Annotated in this window: 20 protein-coding genes; 11 read left to right on the top strand and 9 right to left on the bottom strand. The window is 72.5% G+C overall.

Annotated features, from left to right (window positions below):
* Positions 1–14: 14 nt before the first annotated feature.
* The 4 genes from LNK82_RS07415 to LNK82_RS07400 all read right to left on the bottom strand — a co-directional run bounded on the left by LNK82_RS07415 (position 15) and on the right by LNK82_RS07400 (position 4319).
* A complete protein-coding gene (locus LNK82_RS07415; RefSeq protein WP_230566197.1) occupies positions 15–1049 on the bottom strand; it encodes a hemolysin family protein in 1035 nt (344 codons plus the stop codon).
* Positions 1046–2398, bottom strand: a complete 1353-nt coding sequence (locus LNK82_RS07410) for a hemolysin family protein (RefSeq protein WP_230566196.1) — start codon at positions 2396–2398, stop codon at positions 1046–1048. The genes LNK82_RS07415 and LNK82_RS07410 overlap by 4 nt, the downstream gene beginning before the upstream one ends.
* A 152-nt stretch (positions 2399–2550) precedes the next feature.
* Positions 2551–3591, bottom strand: a complete 1041-nt coding sequence (locus LNK82_RS07405; RefSeq protein ID WP_230566195.1) for a LacI family DNA-binding transcriptional regulator — start codon at positions 3589–3591, stop codon at positions 2551–2553.
* Between the two features lie 113 nt (positions 3592–3704).
* Positions 3705–4319 (bottom strand): TetR/AcrR family transcriptional regulator, encoded by a 615-nt coding sequence (locus LNK82_RS07400; RefSeq protein WP_230566194.1) that lies wholly within the window; start codon positions 4317–4319, stop codon positions 3705–3707.
* 67 nt (positions 4320–4386) lie between these two features.
* Here LNK82_RS07400 and LNK82_RS07395 point away from each other — a divergent pair, with 67 nt between their 5' ends.
* From LNK82_RS07395 to LNK82_RS07380, 4 genes are all read left to right on the top strand, one after another.
* Positions 4387–5151: an SDR family oxidoreductase gene (locus LNK82_RS07395; RefSeq protein ID WP_230566193.1), complete on the top strand. Its 765-nt coding sequence runs from the start codon at positions 4387–4389 to the stop codon at positions 5149–5151.
* Between the two features lie 116 nt (positions 5152–5267).
* Positions 5268–6407, top strand: a complete 1140-nt coding sequence (locus LNK82_RS07390) for a Gfo/Idh/MocA family protein (RefSeq protein WP_230566192.1) — start codon at positions 5268–5270, stop codon at positions 6405–6407.
* Positions 6404–7522, top strand: a complete 1119-nt coding sequence (locus tag LNK82_RS07385) for a dihydrodipicolinate synthase family protein (protein ID WP_230566191.1) — start codon at positions 6404–6406, stop codon at positions 7520–7522. The genes LNK82_RS07390 and LNK82_RS07385 overlap by 4 nt, the downstream gene beginning before the upstream one ends.
* Entirely contained in the window at positions 7519–8352 is an 834-nt protein-coding gene (locus LNK82_RS07380; protein WP_230566190.1) for a sugar phosphate isomerase/epimerase family protein, read from the top strand. Before LNK82_RS07385 ends, LNK82_RS07380 begins: the two co-directional genes overlap by 4 nt.
* On the opposite strand, the gene LNK82_RS07375 is transcribed toward LNK82_RS07380, so the two are convergent.
* Entirely contained in the window at positions 8349–9695 is a 1347-nt protein-coding gene (locus LNK82_RS07375; protein WP_230566189.1) for a Dyp-type peroxidase, read from the bottom strand. The two genes, LNK82_RS07380 and LNK82_RS07375, sit on opposite strands and share 4 nt — an antisense overlap.
* Positions 9696–9819: 124 nt before the next feature.
* Here LNK82_RS07375 and LNK82_RS07370 point away from each other — a divergent pair, with 124 nt between their 5' ends.
* Complete coding sequence (locus tag LNK82_RS07370; protein WP_230566188.1) at positions 9820–10617, top strand: PP2C family protein-serine/threonine phosphatase; 798 nt, start codon at positions 9820–9822, stop codon at positions 10615–10617.
* 85 nt (positions 10618–10702) lie between these two features.
* Here LNK82_RS07370 and LNK82_RS07365 read toward each other — a convergent pair whose 3' ends face one another.
* On the bottom strand, positions 10703–10969 hold the full coding sequence (locus tag LNK82_RS07365) for a hypothetical protein (RefSeq protein ID WP_230566187.1): 267 nt from the start codon (positions 10967–10969) through the stop codon (positions 10703–10705).
* Positions 10970–11126: 157 nt separating this feature from the next.
* On the opposite strand from LNK82_RS07365, the gene LNK82_RS07360 reads away from it, so the two are divergent.
* Both LNK82_RS07360 and LNK82_RS07355 read left to right on the top strand, forming a co-directional pair.
* Entirely contained in the window at positions 11127–12002 is an 876-nt protein-coding gene (locus LNK82_RS07360; protein ID WP_230566186.1) for a helix-turn-helix domain-containing protein, read from the top strand.
* On the top strand, positions 11999–12175 hold the full coding sequence (locus LNK82_RS07355; protein WP_308257179.1) for a DUF397 domain-containing protein: 177 nt from the start codon (positions 11999–12001) through the stop codon (positions 12173–12175). The genes LNK82_RS07360 and LNK82_RS07355 overlap by 4 nt, the downstream gene beginning before the upstream one ends.
* A gap of 27 nt (positions 12176–12202) precedes the next feature.
* Here LNK82_RS07355 and LNK82_RS07350 read toward each other — a convergent pair whose 3' ends face one another.
* Positions 12203–12907: a helix-turn-helix transcriptional regulator gene (locus LNK82_RS07350; protein ID WP_230566185.1), complete on the bottom strand. Its 705-nt coding sequence runs from the start codon at positions 12905–12907 to the stop codon at positions 12203–12205.
* Between the two features lie 120 nt (positions 12908–13027).
* Here LNK82_RS07350 and LNK82_RS07345 point away from each other — a divergent pair, with 120 nt between their 5' ends.
* Positions 13028–13450, top strand: coding sequence for a tautomerase family protein (locus LNK82_RS07345; RefSeq protein ID WP_230566184.1), 423 nt, complete (start codon positions 13028–13030; stop codon positions 13448–13450).
* Positions 13451–13513: 63 nt separating this feature from the next.
* Here the strand turns inward: LNK82_RS07345 and LNK82_RS07340 are convergent, their stop codons facing one another.
* Positions 13514–14554, bottom strand: a complete 1041-nt coding sequence (locus tag LNK82_RS07340) for a serine hydrolase (RefSeq protein WP_230566183.1) — start codon at positions 14552–14554, stop codon at positions 13514–13516.
* Between the two features lie 99 nt (positions 14555–14653).
* On the opposite strand from LNK82_RS07340, the gene LNK82_RS07335 reads away from it, so the two are divergent.
* Positions 14654–15361 carry an SDR family oxidoreductase gene (locus LNK82_RS07335; RefSeq protein WP_230566182.1) on the top strand — a complete coding sequence of 236 codons (708 nt, stop codon included), beginning with the start codon at positions 14654–14656 and terminating at the stop codon, positions 15359–15361.
* On the opposite strand, the gene LNK82_RS07330 is transcribed toward LNK82_RS07335, so the two are convergent.
* Positions 15315–16271, bottom strand: coding sequence for a helix-turn-helix transcriptional regulator (locus LNK82_RS07330; protein WP_230566181.1), 957 nt, complete (start codon positions 16269–16271; stop codon positions 15315–15317). The genes LNK82_RS07335 and LNK82_RS07330 overlap by 47 nt on opposite strands.
* Positions 16272–16313: 42 nt before the next feature.
* Between LNK82_RS07330 and LNK82_RS07325 the strand changes: the two genes are divergently transcribed.
* Together LNK82_RS07325 and LNK82_RS07320 are read left to right on the top strand one after the other, a co-directional pair.
* Entirely contained in the window at positions 16314–17003 is a 690-nt protein-coding gene (locus LNK82_RS07325; RefSeq protein WP_230566180.1) for an alpha/beta fold hydrolase, read from the top strand.
* Complete coding sequence (locus tag LNK82_RS07320) at positions 17000–17731, top strand: maleylpyruvate isomerase family mycothiol-dependent enzyme (protein WP_230566179.1); 732 nt, start codon at positions 17000–17002, stop codon at positions 17729–17731. The genes LNK82_RS07325 and LNK82_RS07320 overlap by 4 nt, the downstream gene beginning before the upstream one ends.
* Positions 17732–17944 lie beyond the last annotated feature (213 nt).

Below are 17944 nucleotides of genomic sequence, written 5' to 3'. Positions count from 1 at the left end.
CCCGCGCCACCCGTTCACAGCTCGCGGCGGACGTGCGTGCCGTCGCGGACGGTGCCGACGTACTCCTCGACCAGGTCCTCCAACGCCACCAGGCCGCGCACGACGCCGTCGGCCGACACGGCCTGCGCCAGGTGGCTCTGCGAGCGCCGCAGCGCCGCCACCGCGTCGTCCAGGCTCGCGTCCACCGGCACCCGCGGCAGGCCGCGCACCCGGCTCGGCGGCACCCGCGTCGACGGGTCGGTGTGCGCCAGGTCCAGCACGTCCTTCACGTGCAGGTAGCCGATCAGCCGGTCGTCCTCGCGCACCGGGAACCGGGAGAAGCCGGTGGCCGACACGGCGGCCTCCACCTCCTCCATGGTCGGTCGCGACGGCACCGACGTGATCCGGTCCAACGGCACCAGCACGTCGGCCACGGTCCGCTCGGCCGACGACAGCGTCTGCGTCAGCCGCCGGTGCTCGGAGTCCTCCAGCAGGCCCTCCTGCCGCGACTGCCCGATCAGCAGGGCCAGCTCGTCGCGCGTGTAGGCCGACTCCATCTCGTCCCTCGGCGTCACGCCGACGAGCTTCAGCACCGCCGTCGACACCACGGTGAACCCGCGCAGCAGCGGCCCGACCAGCCGGCAGAACCAGTAGTGCGCGGGCACCAGCAGCAGCGCGGTGCGCTCGGGACCGGCGATGGCCAGGTTCTTCGGCACCATCTCGCCCAGCACGGTGTGCAGCGCCACCACGATGATCAGCGCCAGCGCGAACGCCACGCCGTGCCGCACCGCGTCCGGGATGCCGACGCCGTGGAACGGCGCCTCCAGCAGCGCCGCCACCGCGGGCTCGCCCAGCGCGCCCAGGCCGAGCGAGCACAGCGTGATGCCGAGCTGTGCCCCCGCGATCAGCAGCGGCAGCTCCCGGCCCGCCTTGATCACCGTGCGGGCCCGGCTGCTGCCGGTGTCCGCCAAGGCCTCCAGCCGGTCGCGCCGGGCGGTGATGATGGCGAACTCGGCGCCCACGAAGAACGCGTTGCCCGCCAGCAGCAGCACGATCACCAGCACGATCATCGCGTCGACCCCGAGTGCCCGGTCGGCGACGGTTCGGTCGCGGGGTCGACCCGGGCCACCCGCAGCTCGGCCACCCGGTGCCGGTCCATCTGCACCACGGTGATCCTCCAGTCGTCCACCCGGATCTCGTCACCCGCGTCGGGGATCCGGCCCAGCCTGGCCAGCACCAGGCCCGCCACGGTCTCGTAGTCGCCCTCGGGCATCCGGAACCCGGTCGCCTCGGCGATCTCGTCGTCGCGCAGCAGCCCGGACACCAGCCACGCCTCGCCGCCGAGCCGCCGCACCGGCGAGGTCTCCCGCCGGTCGTGCTCGTCCCGCACGTCGCCGACGATCTCCTCGACCACGTCCTCCAACGTGACCAGGCCCGCCGTGCCGCCGTACTCGTCGACGACCAGCGCCGTCTGCAGCCCGGAGGCGCGCAGCCGGTCCAGCAGCGCGTCGCCCTCCAACGTGGCGGGCACCGTCTGCACCGGCCTGGTCAGCGCGGACACCGGCGTGGTGGCCCGCTGCGACCGGGGCACCCCGAACACCTGCTTGACGTGCACGATGCCGCGCACCTCGTCCAGGTCGCCGGTGTAGACCGGGAACCGGGAGAACCCCGTCTCCCGCGCCTTGGCCACCAGGTCGAGCACGGTCGCGTCCGAGCGCAGCGACTCGACCCGCACGCGCGGCGTCATCAGCTCCTCCGCCGTGCGGTCGCCGAACCGCAGCGAGCGGTCCAGCAGGGTCGCCGTGCTCGGGTCGAGCGTGCCCTGCTCGGCGCTGGAGCGGATCAACGCGCCCAGCTCCTGCGGCGAGCGGGCGGACGCCAGCTCCTCCGCGGGCTCCACGCCGAGCCTGCGCACCAGCCAGTTCGCGGTGCCGTTCAGCAGGGTGATCAGCCACTTGAACACCGCGGAGAACCCGGCCTGCACGCCCGCGACCGCACGCGCGGTCGCCAGCGGCTTGGCGATGGCCAGGTTCTTCGGCACCAGCTCGCCGAACACCATCGACAGCGACGTGGCCAGCGCCAGCGCCAACGTCAACGCGATCGGCCCGGCCGCCGAGGCGGGCACGCCCGCGCCGGTCAACGCGGGGGAGATGAGCTGCGCGATGGCGGGTTCGGCGATGTAGCCGGTGATCAGCGTGGTGATGGTGATCGCCAGCTGCGAGCCGGAGAGCTGGAACGACAGCGACCGGTGAGCCTTCTCCACGGTCCGCGCCTTGGCGTCGCCCACCTGGGCGACGTGCGCCTCGACCGTGCTGCGTTCCAGGGCGGTCAGGGAGAACTCGGCGGCGACCGCGATGAACGTGCCGATGGTCAGGAGCACGACGGCGCCGAGGCCGAGCAGGCTGAGCAGGATGGTCATCGGGCCCACCGGTGGTGGGCCGGGCGGGGCTGGCAGCCGGGTATCGGACCCGGCTCGGTACTGCAGCCCGGGGACTGCGCGTCGCGCACGGTAAGGGATCACTCCTCGTGAGGGGTGGTCGAACGGTGTCCAGAATAGAGCGTAATCACCGGTCAGCGCAGTCCGATACCGCTGGGTTGCGAAGTGGAGGTCCGCAGCACGACCTCGCCGGCGACCCGGACCGTGCGCGGGGAGGCCACCACGTCGTCGAGCACCAGCCGCGCCGCCCGTTCGCCCATCTCCTCCAGCGGCAGCCGGACGGTGCTCAGCGCCGGCACCAGGTCGCGCAGGGTGGGGATGTCGTCGAACCCGGCGACCGAGACGTCTTCCGGCACCCGCAGGCCGTGTTCGCGCAAGCCCGCCATCGCGCCGAGCGCCATCACGTCGTTCACGGCGAACACGCAGGTCGCGCCAGTGCGCGCGGCGATCAGGTCGGCCACGGCGGCGTGCCCGCCGTCGCGGGTGAAACCGCTGGCGATGACGCATGCGTCGGGCAGCTCCAGCCCTTCGTCGGCCAGCCCCGCCTTGAACCCGGCCAGCCGGTCGCGCGCCACCACCAGGTCCGGCGGGCCGGCCAGCACGGCGAACCGGCGGTGGCCGAGCGCGGCCAGCCGGCGGGCCAGCGCGCGGGCGCCGGCGCGGTTCGCGGGCACCACGGTGTCCGTGCCGAGCTTGGCCTGGGAGACGCACGCCACCCGGCCGCCCTGCGCGGTGAACGCGGTGATCTCCTCGGCCAGCAGCCGTGACGCCGACCGGTCGGTGGTGCGGCTGCCCGCGATCACCAGGGCACGGGCCCGGTGCGCGCGCAGCGTGTTCACCAGCTCCACCTCGCGGCGCGGGTCGCGGCCCGTGGTGCCGAGCACCACGACCAGCCCGGCGTCCTCGGCGATCCGCGTCACACCGGCGGCGATGCTGGAGAAGTAGGGGTCGGCGATGTCGTGCACCACCAGGCCCACCAGCACGCTGGAGTTGCGCGCCAGCGCCTGCGCCGAGGCGTTGGGCAGGTAGCCGAGCCTGCGCGCGGTGCCGAGCACGCGTTCGCGCAGCTCTTCGCTGACCTGTCGGGTGCTGCCGTTGAGCACGCGTGACGCGGTGGCGAGCGACACGCCCGCGTGCTTCGCCACTTCCGCCAGCGTGACCTGCCGCGACGTCAACGCCGCCTCCTTCGCGTTCCTGGTCGGGCGAGACTAGCCGTTTCGCCGCGCGGCGCGGAGGCGAGTTCACCAGGTGGGGCGGTCGAAGTCGACCCGCGGCGGCCGGTGGGCGGTCAGCCGAAGTCGTCGTCGAAGGCGGCGGCGAGAGCGGCGGCGATCAGGCCGGGCAGGTCGGGGCGACCGTCCTCCCGGGCCCACCGCACCAGGGCGACGTGCATGGCGGCCAGGCAGGCGCCCGTCGCGACCTGCGCGCGGAACTCCGCCTCCGGGTCCGGCGTGTCGCCGAGCAGCGCGTCGACGACGGCCTTCTGCGTGGCGTACTGGCTGTCCAGGTGGCGGGCCCGCAGGGCGGGCGTGTCGACCATCAGCCGGAGGCGGGCGAGCAAGAGGTCCCGCTCCGCCGACGTGGCCCCTTCGGCGGGTCCGACGAGCGACCGGGTCGCGTCGACCAGGGTCCGCCCGATCCGGAGCACCGCGGGCTCGTCGGCCGGCCGGGCCGCGACCCGTTCCGCGAGCAGGTCGTCGTACCGGTCGTGCAGCACCAGGTCTTCCTTGGTCGGGAAGTGCCGGTAGACGGTCATCGGCGAGACGCCCGACGCCCGCGCGACGTCGTTGACGGTGGTCGCGTCGTAACCGCGCTCGACGAACAGCCGCATCGCCCACGACTGGATCAGGCGTCGGGTCTCCGCCCGTCGGCGTTCGCGCAGGTTCGGCCCCCCACCACTCATCCGGTAGACGATACCGTTGTGGTAGTTACTACCATCTAGTGAGTCGCTAACATCAGAGGAGTCGGTCATGGGCAAGCTCGCAGGCAGGATCGCGTTGGTCACCGGGGCGTCGCGCGGCATCGGGCGGGCCATCGCCCGACGACTCGCCGCCGACGGCGCGGAAGTTGCCGTGCACTACGGCAGCGGCGAGGCGGCGGCGGAGGAGACGGTCGTCGCGATCGAGGCGGCCGGTGGGCGTGCCTTCGCGGTCCGGGCGGAGCTGGGCGTGGACGGGGACGTCGACACCCTGATGGCCGGCCTGGAGCGCGGGTTGGCCGGGCGAGGGCTGGACATCCTGGTCAACAACGCCGCCGCACCGCCGGCCGGTCCGATCGTGACGGACACCCCGGAGCGGTTCGACCACCTCTTCGCGGTCAACGTCAAGGCGCCGTACTTCCTGGTCCGGCGGGCGTTGCCGCTGCTGCGCGACGGCGGCCGGATCATCACCCTGACGTCGGTCGCCACCAGGGTGGCCAACCCCGGCCAGACGTCCTTCGCCATGGGCAAAGGGGCCTTGGAGACGATGACCCTCACCCTGGCCAGTGCTCTGGGCACCCGTGGGATCACGGTCAACGCGGTCGCGCCCGGCGCCACCCGGACCGACGTGAACGCGGCCGTCTTCGAGGCGCCGGGGCTGGCGGAGTTCATCACCGGCCAGACCGCGCTCAACCGTCTCGGCCGGGCCGACGACGTGGCCGACGCCGTCGCCTTCCTCGCCTCCGACGACGCGCGGTGGATCACCGGCCAGGTCCTCGACGCCAGCGGCGGCATCCACCTCGGCCTCCGGGGCTGAGGCCGCGGGACGCACCTCGCGGGCGGTCGTCGATCCGACCGGGAGGTTGACGTCCGCGAGGAGCCGACCGTAGCGTGTTGGAAAGCGCTTTCCACGAACTTGAGCGGGGTGTACGCATGGCGGTGCGCACGATCGGCGTCGCGTTGAACGGGGTCACGGGGCGGATGGGGTACCGACAGCACCTCGTCCGGTCGATCCTGGCCCTCCGCGAGCGCGGCGGGATCCGGGTCGGTGACGACGTGCTGGTCCCCGAGCCGCTGCTGGTCGGCCGCAACCCCGCCAAGCTGAAGGAGATCGCCGAGCGGCACGACCTCGCGCGCTGGACGACCGACCTCGACGCGGCGCTCGGCGACCCGGACGTCTCGGTCTACTTCGAGGGCCAGGTCACGTCCGCGCACGCCGCCTCGCTGACGGCGGCGATCGACGCGGGCAAGCACGTCTACAGCGAGAAGCCGGTCGCGGCCACGCCCGAGGAGGTGCTGGAGCTGGCCCGGCACGCCGACGCGGCCGGCGTGAAGCACGGCGTGGTGGCCGACAAGCTCTACCTGCCGGGGATCCGCAAGCTCAAGCGCCTGCTGGACGGCGGCTTCTTCGGCCGCGTGCTGTCCGTGCGCGGCGAGTTCGGCTACTGGGTGTTCGAGGGCGACTGGCAGGCCGCGCAGCGGCCGTCGTGGAACTACCGCGCCGAGGACGGCGGCGGGATCGTGGTGGACATGTTCTGCCACTGGAGCTACCTGCTGGAAGGGCTGCTCGGCCCGGTGGAGGCGGTGACCGCGCGGGCCGTCACGCACGTGCCGACGAGGTGGGACGAGAACGGCGCGCCGTACGAGGCGACGGCCGACGACGCGGCGTACGCGATCTTCGAGATGACCGGCGGCGTGGTGGCGCAGGTGAACTCGTCGTGGGCGACGCGGGTCAACCGCGACGAGCTGGTCGAGTTCCACGTGGACGGCACGCACGGCAGCGCGGTGGCCGGGCTGCGCAACTGCAAGGTGCAGTCGCGGGCGATCACGCCCAAGCCGGTGTGGGACCCGGACGTGCCGTCGTCGATCGACTTCCGGTCGCTGTGGCAGGAAGTCCCGGACAACGAGGTGTTCGACAACGGGTTCATGGTGCAGTGGGAGGAGTTCCTCAAGCACGTGGCGGTCGGCGCGCCGTTCGCGCACGACTTCCACTCCGGGGTGCGCACGGTGCGGCTGGCCGCGCTGGGCCTGGAGTCCTCCCGCACCGGCCGCCGGATCGAGGTGCCGGCATGACCTCGGTGTGGCTGCCCGGCCGGGACGGCGCGCTGCGCGAGCACGAGCTGTCCCCGCCGAGGACGTGGGACACCGGCGCGTTCGAGTCGCGGGTGGCGTTCGCGGCGGCGCACGTGGTGGCGGACCCGTTCGGCGGCAACGGGATCGGCGCGCCCGCCCTGCTCGACTGGGACGCCACGCTGGCGTACCGGGTGCGGTTGTGGGAGCACGGTTTCGGCGTCGCCGAGGCCATGGACACCGCGCAGCGCGGCATGGGCCTGGACTGGGGCACGGCGCTGGAGCTGATCCGGCGCAGCGCGTCGATCGCGACCGGTCGGCTGGCCGCGGGCGTCGGCACCGACCACGACACCGAGGACCCCTTGACGGCGTACCGGGAGCAGTTGGCGGCCGTCGTCGAGGCGGGCGCGCAACCGATCCTGATGTGCAGCCGCAAGCTGGCGGCGCGGGCGCGCGGGCCCGAGGACTACCAGGAGGTCTACGCGGCGCTGCTGGAGGAGGTCGACCAGCCGGTGGTCCTGCACTGGCTCGGCACCGCGTTCGACCCGGCGCTGGAGGGCTACTGGGGCTCGTCGGACGTGCCGACGGCGACCGGGCACTTCCTGGACCTGATCAAGGCCTACCCGGACAAGGTCGACGGCGTGAAGGTGTCGCTGCTGGACGCCTCGCACGAGATCGGGTTGCGGCGGTCGCTGCCGGCCGGCGTGCGCTGCTACACCGGTGACGACTTCAACTACCCGGAGCTGATCGCGGGCGACGAGCTCGGGCACAGCGACGCGCTGCTGGGGATCTTCGACGCCATCGCGCCGGCCGCGTCCACCGCGTTGCGCGCGTTGGACGCGGGCGACCGCGCCCGGTACGACGAGGTGCTGGAGCCGACGGTCGCGTTGTCGCGGCACATCTTCGGCGCGCCGACGTACCACTACAAGACCGGTGTGGTGTTCCTGGCCTGGCTCGGCGGGTTCCAGGACGCGTTCGGCATGGTCGGCGGTTTGCAGTCGGCCCGGGACGTGGTGCACCTCGGCGAGGCGTTGCGGCTGGCGGACCTCGCCGGGCTGCTGCCCGACCCGGACCTCGCCGCCCGGCGGTGGGGACGACTCCTGGACGTGCTGACGTGAGGCTGTCGTTGAACCAGGCCACGGTGAAGCGGGCGTCCGTGCCCGAGGTGGTCGACGTGTGCGTGCGCCACGGGATCGGCGCGGTCGGGCTGTGGCGCGACCCGGTGGCCGAGTACGGGCTGGAGCGGACGGCCGCGCTGGTCGCGTCGGCGGGGCTGGAGGTCTCGTCGCTGTGCCGCGGCGGGTTCTTCACCGGGTTCGACCAGCGGCTGGACGACAACCGGCGGGCGATCGACGAGACCGCCGCGCTGGGCGCGCGGTGCCTGGTGCTGGTGCCCGGCGGGGTGCCGGACCGCGACCTCGTCGCGGCACGGGGACGCGTCGCGTCGGCGCTGGAGGTGCTGGCGCCGTACGCGGAGTCGGCCGGTGTGCGGTTGGCGGTGGAGCCGATGCACCCGGTGTTCTGCGCCGACCGCGGCGTGGTGTCGACGTTGGGGCAGGCGCTGGAGCTGGCCGCGCCGTACCCGGCGTCGGTGGTCGGGGTCGTCGTGGACGCCCTGCACGTGTGGTGGGACCCGGCGTTGGCGGCCGACGTCCGGCGGGCCGGCCCGCGCATCCACTCCTACCAGGTGTGCGACTGGGTGACGCCGCTGCCTGCCGACGTGCTGCTGGGCCGCGGCCTGCCCGGTGACGGGCACATCGACCTGGTCGGGCTGACCTCGCTCGTCGCCGCGACCGGGTACGACGGGTACGTCGAGGTCGAGGTGTTCAACGAGGAGGTGTGGGCGCGGCCGTTCGACTCGGTCGCGGCGGACCTCGTGCGGCGGCACGCGACGGGTTGGGAGCCGGTCGTGGACGGCGGCCACGACCGACTACCCGTCACCCCTTAACGGGGCAGCTCGCGACCCGCGGCGAGCAGTCTGAGGGTGCTGACCGAGGGCGTCAGCGCGTAGAGCGCCCCGGTGGTCCGCACGAAGTCGCCGCCGATCACGGCGTCGACACCGGTGGGCGCGCCGCGCTCGCCCGGCGCGAAGTCCGGGTTGCGGGCCCACGTTCGCTGGACGTACTCGAACTGCTCCGCCAACGACGTGCAGTGGGCCACGAACACGAGGCCGCGCTCGTCGTCGTCGGTGGGGCTGGTGTCGGTGGGGCCGATGTCGGCGGGACCGGGTTCGGCGGGGCCGAACGGGATGCCCCGGCGCAGGATCCGGTGCTCCCGGGGCGTCCGGTGCGTGAACGACCTCGGGTTCGTCTTGCGGATGTGGGCCGGGCACGGCGTCGCCGTGCCCACCGGGTCGTCGGAGTAGTCGAAGTCGTTGTGGCCCAGGCTGGTGGCCAGCGGGCGGCCGTCCGGGTGCCTGCCGATCAGCTCCGGCCCCCGGCCGTGCCGCTCGACGGCGTCCCGCCAGCCCTCGACGTCCTGGGTGAGGCGGCGGACCACCTGGATCGAGCCGTCGGTCAGCCACGCGGCGGCGTGCGGGCGGGGCGACTCGGCCGGGTGGCCGAAGACGAACTCGCCCGCGTTCACCAGGAGCGTGCCCGGCCGGCCCGCGCGGTGACCCGGTCGTTCGGGGTCCTCGTGGTGGAAGCCGCGCACGCCGGGCTGCGAGATGCCGTGCCGGTAGCCGAAGTGCTCGCGCCCGCGCCGGTCACCGGGGAGCGTGGCGGCGCGCTGCTCGTGGACCGTGGCGACGCCGAGCACGGTGTCGAGCACGTCCAGGTTGCGAGCGGTCTCCGCCAGGCGCTCCGGGTCGTCGGACGCGACCGTGACCACGGCGTGGACCCGCTGGTCCGCGCGGCCGAACAGCCAGTGGGCGGGTGCCGAGTCGCCGGTGTCGCCGTTGGCCCGCGCGGCTTGCTCGGCGGTGTGCGGGAAGTGCTCCCGGAGGTCTTCCCGCGTCGCGTCGGGGTTGATGCTCAGGTCGACCAGGCCCTCGGGCGTGAGGGACACCGTCGCCCAAGTGGCGGTCAGCCCTTCCGGGTCGCCGCCGAACATCGTGCGGCCGAGGGAGAAGACCTCGTTGAAGTCCTCCACCTCGGCGGTGGTGCTGAGGTGCCCGAGCATGGCGGCGAGCCAGGTGCGCCCGAGCTTGTCGTCGGTGAAGCGGACGAACCGGAACAGCTGGTGGTCCTTGTTGAACGCGGCCAGGACGTTGCCCTGGATGTCGTGGGACCGGCGCAGCGGAGGACGCACCTCCCGCCGTCGCGCGTGCGGGTGCAGCAGGTCGGTCATCGTTCACCCCCTGCCGTACAGGAGTGTCACGGTGCGCACTGGATACGTCGCGCTCAGTTGGAATCGCCCGAACGTGTAGCGCGTCTACCCGCGCAGGTGACGGTGACTGCGCGAAGATCCGACCATGACCGACCCGGCCGACCTCGGCGCGCACGTCCAACCGGGAGTGGCGACCTCCCAGGGCCCGAACCGCCCGCTCAACGCCGACGCCCACGCCCAGCACTCCTACCGCGGCACGTTCGCGGCGGCGGTGGTGGACGGGACAGGCTCGACACCGGAGGTCGCCGAGTTCGCCCGCGTCGCCGCCTCCGTCGCCGCCCGCGTCGCCGCCCGGGAGACCCCGGTGCTCGGCATCGTCACGGCCGCGATCCCTTATGCCGAAGGGGATGACGACGACAGCGCCGAGCCCAATGGAGCGATCGTCGTGGCCTCGGTGCGGGCCGGCGGGTACTGGCGCATCGCCTACGCGGGCGACAGCTCGGCCTATGGCCTCAAGGACGACGGCACCCTGCGCCGCTTCACGACCCCGCACACCCTCGGCGAGGAAATGCGGCAACAAGGCGTCCCCGATGCCGAAGCCGCCGCTCACGACCACAAGCTGCGCCACAACGTTGGCCGCGTCCCGATCTACGGCGTCGAGGGCTTCGAGGCGACAGCCCGGCTGCTGGTCCTCGCGTCCGATGGTCTGAAGCTGCCCCTCGACGAGTTCCGGGAACTGCTCCTCGAACACGGCGACGACCCGCAGCGGTGCGCCGAGGTACTGCTCGCCGCGACCCGTGCGCGCGGCAGCCGTGACGACGTCACGGTCCTGGTCATCCCCCACCCCGACCGCCCTGCGACCACCCATGTCACCGATGAGAGGAACGACCGTGGCGAACGCCGACCAGAAGAACCCGCACGACCCGCAGAACCCGCCGCCTGACGAGAGCCCGACGCAGACCCTGCCCACGGTGCCGTCGAAGTAGTCGCCTGACGAGCCGGGTGGCGTGGCCGCGCCACCCGGCCTCCTAGCCGAGCCACACCAGGTGGGCGCGCCGGGTGCCCGCGGACCGCGAGCTGATCTCGAACAGGACGCGTGCGTTCTCCGCGCTCCGCGAGCTGAGGCGGAAGCCGCCTTCCACCGCGCTGACCTCGGCCCGGTCCTCGAAGGCGACGCCGTAGCCCGCCACCCGGACGCTTTCCCGCTCCCCGTACTCCTCCACGATGGCGAACAGCCTCGGTGCTTCCTCTTGTGCCACTTCGTGCACCAGCGCGGTGAATTCCTGCTCGGTCATGGTGCTCCTCTCGCCCCACCGGTCCAGCCGGCGGTGATTACGCTGCGTCGCCGATACCGTGACTGCCCGCAAGGCTGCCCACCTCCGAGGTGGAACGCAAAGAACGCAAAGAGGTGCCTTGCATTCGCCGTGCAGCGTCGAGGGAGGACCGGACATCGTGGCCGCGAAGAAGAGCACGCCGACCATCAGGTTGCGCAGGTTGGCCGGTCAGCTCAGACGACTTCGCGAGAGCACCGGCCTGCGCCGGGAGGACGTGGAGGAGCGCACCGGGCTCCACGCCACCACCCTCTACCGCATCGAGACCGCCCGGTCCCGCCCCCAGTACCGGACCTTCGACATGCTGCTCAAGCTGTACGGGGTCCCGACGGACGAACAGCTCCGCTTGAAGGCGCTCTACAAGCAGTCCGCCGGTGAGGGGTGGATCCAGCCCTGGCACGAAAGCCTGCGCGAGGAATACACGACCTACATCAGCTTCGAGCGCGAGGCACACGGCGTACGCCACTACTCGGCGATGTTCATCCCAGGCTTGCTTCAGACCGAGGACTACACCCGCGCGGTGGTACGTGGGGTTTCGTATGCGGCATCCCCTGATCAAGTCGAGGACCGGGTGCGCACCCGGATGGAGCGACAGGCGGTCCTGACGAAAGAACGGCCGATCAAGCTCTGGGCGATCATCGACGAGGCTGCGCTCCACCACGAGGTCGGAGGCCGGGACGTGATGCTGGCGCAGCTCGACCGCTTGGGAGAAGCGGCGACCGCTCCGAACACGACGATCCAGGTCGTGCCGTTCAGCGCGGGCGCTCACGTCGGGATGCCCGGCCAGTTCCTCATCCTGGACTTCGATGATCCACTGGACACCGACTTGGTCTACATCGACAGCCAGGCGGGTGAGATATTTTTGGAGTCTGACACCGACATGGAGCGCTTCCGGGACAGCTTCGAACACCTGGTCGCGGTGGCCATGAGCCCTGACGACTCGGTCGGGCTGATCGCTGAGATCGCCAACTGTCAGGGACGGAGGAGGTACGGGTGACCTTGGCCTGGCGCAAGAGCAGCTACAGCGGGGAAGGCGAATCCTGCGTCGAGGTCGCGCCGGTGAGCGGCGGGGTTGCCACGCGCGACTCGAAGAACCCGGCAGGGCCGACGCTGTCGTTCGAGCTCGGGCCGTGGCGGAGGTTCCTCGCCGGGCTCGACGACGGCCGGTGATCACGGGGGCGTGAGGGCCCTCCCGACTCACGGGAGGGCCGGGGTGCGGTCGACGAGGTCGCACGTGCGGAGCGCGAAGTCCTCGTGCCGGTGGGCGGGCGCGGGCTCGCCGGTGGTTCCGGCGTGGACGATCCGGTCCAGGCGGAACGCCCGCTCGGCCCGCCGCAGCCGGCACCAGCCGACGAGGTACCAGTGCTTCCCGCGCACGGTGGCGAACCGCACCGGCTCGACCTCGCGCTCGGTGCGGCCACCGTCGCGGTCGAGGTAGGTGAGCCGCAGCACCCGGCGGTCGACGATGGCGTCCTGGATCACCGAGGGGACCGGCCGCGGCTCGTCCGCCGGCCGGTCGAGCAGTTGGACCCGGTCGGCCAGGTCGCGTGCGCCGGCGGCGTCGCGCGCGGACATCGCGGTGACGACCTTGTGGATCGCGCTGCGCGCAGCGTGGGCGAACGGCGTGCCGTCGACGCGGCCGAGCGCCACCGCGAGGGCGGTGGCCTCGGCGGGCGTGAAGTTCAGCGGCGGCAGGGTCATGGCCTTGTCCACCGCGTACCCGCCGCGCCGCCCGGTGTCGGCGTAGATCGGCACGCCCGCCTGCGTCAGCGCGTCGATGTCGCGGGCGATGGTGCGCGTGCTGACCTCGTAGCGGGCGGCCAGCTCACGGGCGCTGCGCCTGCGCGGCGCGACCGCGCGCAGGTCCTCCACGATGGCGTAGAGCCGATCCGTGCGGTTCATGCACCCGGACGCTAGCCGGGACCACCGACAACAATCGCGCGGAGGATTCCGGAAACGCTGACACAGGGGTGTCTCACCGACCGTCGATCGTGGTGTTCACCCAACCGAACGGAGTACGACATGCCTGTCGGATACCTCGACGTGCCCACCGGCGCCGACCCGGACCGGAAGAGCGCCATGGTGCGCGCCATCTACGAAGCCGTGCACGAGGTCTACCCCTTTCCCGACGACACGCGGATCTTCGTGCGGGAGTGGTCGCCCGACGCCGTGAGCCAGAACGGACTCCTGGGCTCGGAGCCGGCCAGGCCGGTGTTCATGGTGCACGTCCCGCCGGCCGCGGGGATCGACGCCAAGCGGACGATGCTCCGGAAGATCGGCGCGGCCGTCGGCGACGCGTACGACCTGCCGGACTTCATGACCTTCGTCCACGAGCACCCGCTCGACCTCGTGGCACTCGACGGCGGTCTGCTCGCCGACGACCGGCAGCGGGTCGGTGATCGGACGGAGGCGTCCATCGGCTCGGCGCGCAGCGGCGTGCGCTGACTCGTGCCGCGCACGACGGAGCCCGCTCCCGACAGCACGACGGGAGCGGGCTCCGGTGCGTGATCAGCCGCCGTTGCCCGGCTGGTACCGCTGGGCGCGGTAGGTGCGCGGGGTGTTCGCGGTGATGCGGAGGACCGAGTCGTACAGCGTGCGACCCAGGGCGGCGCGCGCCCGCAGCGCCGGGTGGGTGGCGCTGTAGTTGTCGGCGTTGGCCGCCTGGTCACCGGCGAACTGGCCGGACGCGAACAGCGCGAACGTGATGATCGGCTTGCCCGCCGTGTCGAACACGATGCCGGCCTCGTTGCGGCCGTCGTTGAACCAACCGGCCTTCGTCGCCACGTTCAACCGCTCCGCCGACGACAGGTTGAGCCTGATCCCGTCCGTGAACGACGTCAGCGACCGCAGCACCTTCAGCAGGTGCTCGGTGGACGCCGCCGACAGCAGCTGACCCGCGGCCAGCTTCTGGAGCAGCGTGAACGTCTCCCGCGGCGTGGTGGTGCCCAGGAAGAACCGGTTCGGGTTGGCCACCGGCACGACCTGCGTGTGCACGAAACCCTTCGAGCGCAGGATCTCGTTCAGCTCCAACGCGGGCACGACGAGGCCGCACAGCCGCACCGCCGTGTTGTCCGACACCGTCAGCAACGCCGCCAGCGCGTGCCCGACCGTCACCGAGCTCGGGTACGCGCCGTCCAGCCCGAAGATCCCGTCGGTGTCCTGGATGACGATCGCCTGCGTGACGTCGACCCGCTGGTCCAGCGTGATCAGGCCGCGGTCGACCTTGTCGAGCACGGCCACCGCGACCGCGATCTTGTTCACGCTGTACGCCTCGACCACGCGGTCGGCCTCGACCTCGACGGCGGGCTTCACCGTGCCGTCCGGGTCGGCCACGCCGATGTAGGACGACCACGTGCCGCGCGCCCGTGCGGTCTCCCACGAGTACTTCAGCGAGATCTTGCGGCGCGCCTGCTCGGCCGTCGTCGGGATCATCGCGTCCCACTCCGCCTCCGTCGACTGCGCCTGCGCCGTGCCGGCGGACGTGCCGAGCACGGCCCCGGCCGCCGCGACCGAGCCCAGCCCGAGCGCGAACCTGCGGTTGATGTCCATGTGCCCCCAATCAGTGGATACGCCCTTAACGACGCCCCAACTGGCCCAAATGTTGCTCCGAACCGGTGAACTCGATCTAACCAGCGGTAATCTTCCGCCATGGCGCAAGGGGTGTTCCTGGTGACCGGGGCCAGTCGGGGCATCGGCGCGGCGACCGCCCGGCTGGCCGCCGAAGCGGGGTACCGGCTGGTCCTCACGGCCCGCGACGCGTCCCGCCTGGCCGAGCTCGCGGCCCGGCTCGGCGGGCCCGACCGGGTGTGGGTGGCCTCGTGCGACGTCCGGGTGTACGACCAGCTCGCGGCGCTGATGGGCCGGGTCGAGGAGGAGTGGGGGAGCCTCGACGTGGTGTTCGCCAACGCGGGCGCGAGCGTGACCACCTCGTTCACCTCGACCGACGGCGCGCCGCCCGCCGAGTGGAGCGACATGGTGCTGACCAACGTGTGCGGCCCCGCGTTCACGGCGAGGGCGGCGATGCCCGCGTTGACTCGCCACGCCGGCCACCTGGTGCTCACCGGGTCGGCGGCCGGTCGCGGCGTGCGGCCGGGGAACCTCTACTCGGCCACGAAGTGGGCGGTGACGGGGCTGGCGCAGGCGATCCGCGCCGAGTGCGTCGGCACGGGCGTCCGCGTCACCCTGGTGCAACCCGGCCTGACCGACACCGGCGGCATCCCGCCGTCGCGCGCCGCCGACCCGAAGCTCGCGCCGGAGGACGTGGCCCGCGCCGTGCTGTACGCGGTGGGCCAGCCGCCGTCGGTGGACGTCAACGAGATCCTGGTGCGCCCGGTCGGCCAGGACGCCTACCGGTGAGCCCGGACCCGACCGCGCGCAGCGCGTCCAGCACCTCGGGCGTCGCGTCGAGCGCGTAGTCCGCGCCGAGCAGCAGCAGGTCCGCGGCCACGTGCTCGACCTCGTCCGCGCCCAACCGCACCCGGCACGTCCGGTCGTCGATCGGCTCGACCCGGCCCGGCAACGCCACCACCAGCCGTGACCTCACGACGTCCGCCGGCGCGTCGACCACCGCCGTGCACGTGTACCGGTACGGCGCGGAGGTCAGCGAGCGCGCCACGTAGGTGGCCGGGTCCTCGGGCGGCTCACGCGGCGTGAAGCGGCGGCCCGTGGCCCGCGGCGAGTCCATCCGGTCCACCCGGAACGTCCGCCAGTCCTCCCGCGCCGGGTCGTAGGCCAGCAGGTACCAGCGCCGGTAGGCGGTCACCAGGCTGCGCGGCTCCACCCGCCGCTCCTGCCCGCGGTGCGTGAACGCGACCACCTCGTGGTCCCGGCATGCCGACGCCAGGACGCCCAGCGCCGCCGGGTCGGACACCGGGCCGTCCACCGCCATGACCGCGATGGCGTCCCGCACCGCCGCGATCCGCTGCCGCAGCCGGGACGGCAGCACCTGCTCCAGCTTCGCCAACGCCCTGGTGGACGACTCCTCGATGCCGTGCACGCCCGCCGCCGTGCGCAGGCCGACGGCCACCGCCACGGCCTCGTCGTCGTCCAGCAGCAACGGCGGCAGGTTGCGGCCCGACGCGAGCCGGTAGCCGCCGGCGGTGCCGGTCGTGCCGTCGACCGGGTAGCCCAGCTCGCGCAGCCGCTCGATGTCGCGGCGGACCGTCCGATCCGTGACGCCGAGCCGTTCGGCCAGTTCCGACCCCGTCCAGTCGCGCCTGCCCTGCATCAGCGACAGCAGGCGCAGCATCCTCCCCGGCATCGTCATCACGGACATCTTATGTCCTAAAGGACTCCTAGCGTGGTGCCCATGACGACTTACGTGCTGATCCCCGGCGCCTGCCACGGCGGCTGGTACTACGACCCGATCTCCGAACGGCTGCGCGCCGAGGGGCACCGGGTGCACGCGGTCACGTTGAGCACCGGACGGGTGAATTTGGACGACCACGTGGCCGAGGTGCTGGACCTGTTCGAGCGGCACGACCTGCGTGACGTCGTGCTCGTCGGGCACAGCTACGGCGGGATGGTGATCACCACCGTCGCCGACCGCGTGCCCGACCGGGTCGCGACCCTGGTGTACGTGGACGCGTTCGTGCCGCGTGACGGCGAGTCGGCGTACGACATCGTGCACGGGGACTGGCGCAAGTGGTACGTCGAAGGCGCGGCGGGGGACGGGTTCTCCGTGGCCCCGCTGCCGATCTTCGACGAACGCGCCACCGCCCACCCGCTGGCCACCCTGCTGCAACGGGCGTCGATCACCGGCGCCGTCGACCGGGTGACCGATCGCCGGTACCTGTTCATGGCCGACTTCCCGGACAGCCCGTTGGCCACCACGTACGAACGGCTGCGCGACGAGCCGGGTTGGCACGTCGAGGCGTGGCCCGCCGGGCACAACGTGCTGCGTGACGCGCCGGAGCGGTTGCTGGCGGCGTTGAGGTCCGCGAAGTCAGCACGGATGAATAACAGTGTGATCGGTAGGGCGCCTAGCGTGGACGGATGAAGGTCCACGACATGCTCGTTGAAGAACGGCGGCGGATGGCGGACCTCCTCGACGGGCTGGACGCGGGCCAACTGGCCACCCCCAGCCTCTCGGCGGGGTGGACCGTGCACGACATCGGCGCCCACCTGATCACGTACCTCAAGTTCGGCCAGCTCAAGCTGTACTGGGGCATCGTCTCCATGGCGGCCGACTTCGACCGGCTCAACCGGGAGCTCACCGCGAAGGCGGCCCGGATGCCCACCTCGGAGATCACCGCCCGGCTGCGCCGGTGGTCGACGTCGAAGACCACCATCCCGCGGTCGGGCTACGACCCGGTGCTGGCCGACATCCTGCTGCACGACTACGACGTGCGCCTGCCGTTGGGCATCGAGCGCGACATGCCGGAGGACCGGCTGTGGGTGGCGTTCCAGCACCTGGCGGCCAAGCCGTCGCCGGGTTACGCGATGGGCTCCCGGCTGGCGGGACTGCGGCTGGAGGCCGTGGACACCGGGTGGGCGTCCGGCAGCGGCGCGGTGGTGCGCGGCGACGCGGAGTCGTTGGTGCTGGCGATGAGCGGCCGTGCGGTCGGGTTGGACGCGCTGGAGGGTGACGGCGTGCCGCTGCTGCGTGAACGCGTCGCCGCGCCTCCGCCGCGCGGACCGCTGGAGCGGCTCAAGACCGTGCTCAACGTCGTGGTCGACCCGCCCCCACCGGACCGCCGCTCCCGCGACGCCGTGGGCGGCTCCTGACCAACCGCGCGTGTCGAACGCTCAGCGCCCGCGTGTCGAACGTTCAGGACCCCCGAATTCAACACTCAGGTCGGGAGTCGGTTGTCCCGAGTGATGAACTCGCGGGTCCTGAACGTTCGACACGCCGGTCCTGAAGGTTCGACACGCCGGTCCTGAAGGTTCGACACGCGGGGTTTCGGGTGGAAAGCGGAGCGGTGGCGGGCGCCGTGGGGA

Origin of the sequence: Saccharothrix luteola, from assembly GCF_020859565.1 — a bacterium.
Taxonomy (GTDB): domain Bacteria; phylum Actinomycetota; class Actinomycetes; order Mycobacteriales; family Pseudonocardiaceae; genus Actinosynnema; species Actinosynnema luteola.
The sequence above is the reverse complement of the archived record's forward strand: the minus strand, read 5'-3'. Positions and strand labels throughout refer to the sequence as shown.